Below are 3,441 nucleotides of genomic sequence, written 5' to 3'. Positions count from 1 at the left end.
CGGTGGCACGGCCGGCCCGGCCAGTGTGCGCCGGTTGGCCCGGCAGCCCGAGAAGCACCCGGGCAAGGTGGCCCCGACGACGACCGGGGACGCGGGTACGGGTGGCCTGAGCACCCCGGCCGGTGGCTCCACGAGCGACAATTCGGCCACCGGCGCGCAGGTGGGCAACTTCACCAACAATCGTCCCAATCCGGGCTGACCGAGGCAGCACGGCGAGGGCGGGGACGGCCTCCGGCCGCCCCCGCCCTCGCGCACCCGCGTCTTGACTGCGCCACTTCGCCGAAGTGGCGTGGTCAGCACGGCCATGATGTAGCAACTTCCCCGTTCTGGTGCGCGTGACCGCCACTCCGGCGAACTGGCGCGAACAGGCCACCCGGACACACGCCCCCGTCCGCCGCCCCAAGCCCGCACTCGCCGATCTTGCACTTCCGACCCGAAAAATGTCCGTTTGATGGCTCTTTTCCGGGGCCGCAACTCCATGATCGCCGAGCGGGGCGAGGGGCGAGAGTGGGCACGGCGGGACATGGGGCAGCACGTGCTCGGCCCGGTCGATCATGAAGTTGGCGGCCGACTTAGAGATCGACAAGGCCGCCAACTTCATGATCAACGGGGCGGAGGCGGAGGCGGTCAGGGGGTGCGGAGGATGCCGAGGCGCTGGGTGGCTCTTGTCAGGGCCACGTAGAGGTCGCTGTGGCCCCTCGGGGACTCGGACACGATGCGGTCCGGGTCGACCACCAGCACCGAGTCGAACTCCAGGCCCTTGGCCTGCTCGGTGGTCAGCACCACCACCCGGTTCGCCAGCTCGGGCTGCTCACCCACTGTCGCCTCCGGCAGCGCCGCCACCACCGCGCCGCCCAGCTCGTCCACCCGCCCGGTGGGCACCAGCACGCCGAGCCGCCCGTCGCCGAGCGACGCGGCCTCCCGGGCGGTCGCCTCGACCAGTTCGACCACGAGGCGGTCCGCCGGCACGGTCCGGTCCCACGGCGGTACGCCGGTGGCGCGTACCGAGCGGGGTGGCCGCAGCGCCCTGTCGATCTCGGCGAGCACGTCGGCGGCGACCGCCATGATCTCGGCCGGGGTGCGGTAGCTGACCGTGAGCTCCTCCAGCCGCCACCGGTCCGCCACGTACGGCGCCAGCGCCTCGCCCCACGACGGCGTGCCGGCGAGCGCGCCGGTCTGCGCCACGTCGCCGACGATCGTCATGGACCGGCTGGGGCAGCGGCGCATCAGCAGCCGCCACGCCATCGGCGACAGCTCCTGCGCCTCGTCCACGATGACGTGCCCGAACGCCCAGGTCCGGTCGGCGGCGGCGCGCTGGGCGGTGGTGAGCCGGTCGGACTCCTCCTGCCGTTCGGAGAGCCGGTCGGCGTCGATCAGGTCGGTGACGCCGAGGATCTCGCCGCCGTCTGCCTCGTCCTCGACGTCGATGGAGCGGGAGCCGCGCCAGATCTCCAGCACACCCTCGGCGTACTCGCGTTCCAGCGCCCGGATCCGCTCCCGCCGGGCGACGGCGGCGCGTTCGTCCTCGCCGAGCAGTTCGGCGGCCTCGTCCAGCAGCGGCACGTCGGCGGGCGTCCAGCCGCCCGGCTCGCGGTGCAGCGCGGCCCGCTCGTCCTCGGTGAGCATCGGCGCGGCGGTGGCGATCCGCTCCGGCGAGGCGTACAGGTCGGCGAGCAGGCGTTGCGGGGTGAGCACCGGCCACAGCTCGTCCAGCGCCGCGCGGATCTCCGGCTCCTCGCGCAGCTCGCGGCGGATCTCCGCGCGGTCGGCCTCGGAGAGCAGGTTCTCCCCGCCGAGCGGGTCGGCGCCGATCCGCTCGGCCACCTGGTCGGCGAGCGCGTGGACGATCTCCACGTCGAACAGGGCGCGGGCCAGGTTGTGCGGGCGGCCGGTGCGGCGTACCCGGTCGCGGGCCTGCCGCACGGTGTCCGGGTCGAGCGTCAGCACCTCCCGCTGCGGCAGTTCGATGGTGACCGGCTCGTCGGGCACCCACTGCCGGTCGCGGACCGCCGCGGCGAGCACGTCGGCCAGAACCGCGCGGCCCTTGAGCGCCGCGGTGGTGGCGGGCTCCGCGCGGCGCGCGTGCACGCCGGGGAACAGGTCTGCCTGGGTACGCAGCAGCACGCCGGTCTCGGCCAGCGTGGGCAGCACCTGGGAGATGTAGCGCAGGAACGTGGCGTTCGGGCCGACCAGCAGCACGCCCCGGGTGGAGAGCTGCTGGCGGTGGGTGTAGAGCAGGTACGCGGCGCGGTGCAGCGCCACCGCGGTCTTGCCGGTGCCGGGCCCGCCCTGCACCACCATCACGCCGGGCAGGTCGGCGCGGATGATCCGGTCCTGTTCGGCCTGGATGGTCTCGACGATGTCGCGCATCCGGCCGGTCCGCCCGGCGTTGAGCGCGGCGAGCAGTGACGCCTCGCCGGTCAGTTCCTCGTGCGCGGTGGGGGAGGCGGCGGTGATGTCCAGCACCTCGTCGTTGAGCCCGGTCACCTTCCGGTCGCGGGTACGCAGGTGCCGGCGGCGGCGTACGCCCTGCGGGTTGGCGGCGGTGGCCAGGTAGAACGGCCGGGCGGCGGGGGCGCGCCAGTCCATCAGCAGCGGGTCGTAGTCGCCGGAGGAGTCGAAGATCCCGATCCGGCCGATGTAGCGGACCGCGCCGTCGTCGCCGTCGAGGCGGCCGAAGCACAGGCCGCTCTCCACCGCGGAGAACTGCTCGACCTGGTCGGCGTACATCGCCACCGTCGAGTCGCGCTGGGAGCGGGCCTGCTGCGTGCCGCCGGTGTGACGCAACTCCTCGTCGAGCCGCCGGGCGGCCTGTTCCCGCATGCCGTCCAGCCGGTCGTACAGCATCGAGACGTATTCCTGCTCGCGGCCGATCTCGTCGTCCTGGCGCAGGTCAGCCGACACGTCGGAGTGCGTTGACAATCCGGCTCCTCATTGACTAAAATTGCCGCAGGAATGGCATTCAGAAGCCATTCCTTTTTTGTGCCTGAACTGAGAAAGATAGCGCGTCGGCCGCCACCCGACCAAGCCCGGACACGACTCGGGGCCCGGTCGACGTCAGCCGACCGGGCCCCGGGCACGGCGATTCTCAGCCCTTGGCCGCCTGGTAGAGCCGCTCCGGTGTGACCAGACCGGCGATCACCCGGCCGTCGTCGGTCAGCAGCACGCTGAACAGCTTGCCGCTGAGCAGCCGGCCGCTGCCCCAGTCGCCGCTGACCTTCGGCAGGTCACCGAGCACCTGGGCGAGCATCTGGGCGTCCGGCGCGTCCGCGCCGGGCTTCGCGCCGTCGCCGGTCGCCGCATCGCCGATCTTGGCGACCACCACGGTGGTCCAGCCGGTGCCGACGGTACGCACGTCCGGCTTCTCGGCGTCCTTGCGATCGAACCGCTTGCCCGCCGGACCGGGCCGCTCGCCCTCGGTCGCCTCGGTGACCTTCACGC

At 72.9% G+C, this 3,441-nt stretch carries 1 protein-coding gene and 2 pseudogenes; 1 reads left to right on the top strand and 2 read right to left on the bottom strand.

The window, feature by feature from the left end; translation table 11 throughout:
- Nucleotides 1–199: pseudogene (locus KBX39_RS26795) on the top strand (hypothetical protein); the annotation flags it as partial.
- A 428-nt stretch (nt 200–627) separates the two neighbouring features.
- Here the strand turns inward: KBX39_RS26795 and KBX39_RS26790 are convergent.
- Nucleotides 628–2,847, bottom strand: coding sequence for an AAA family ATPase (locus tag KBX39_RS26790; protein WP_247660636.1), 2,220 nt, complete (start codon nt 2,845–2,847; stop codon nt 628–630).
- A 241-nt stretch (nt 2,848–3,088) separates the two neighbouring features.
- Nucleotides 3,089–3,441 (bottom strand): annotated as a pseudogene (locus tag KBX39_RS26785) (hypothetical protein); the annotation flags it as partial.

Source organism: Micromonospora sp. D75, assembly GCF_018070405.1.
Classification (GTDB): Bacteria; Actinomycetota; Actinomycetes; order Mycobacteriales; family Micromonosporaceae; genus Micromonospora; species Micromonospora chalcea.
Note: the sequence above shows the minus strand (reverse complement) of the source record. Positions and strands in the feature narration are given on the sequence as shown.

What these genes read in the sequence shown, in the direction of transcription:
- KBX39_RS26790 (WP_247660636.1), bottom strand. Translation starts at nt 2,847, where the DNA reads ATGCTGTACGACCGGCTGGACGGCATGCGGGAACAGGCCGCCCGGCGG.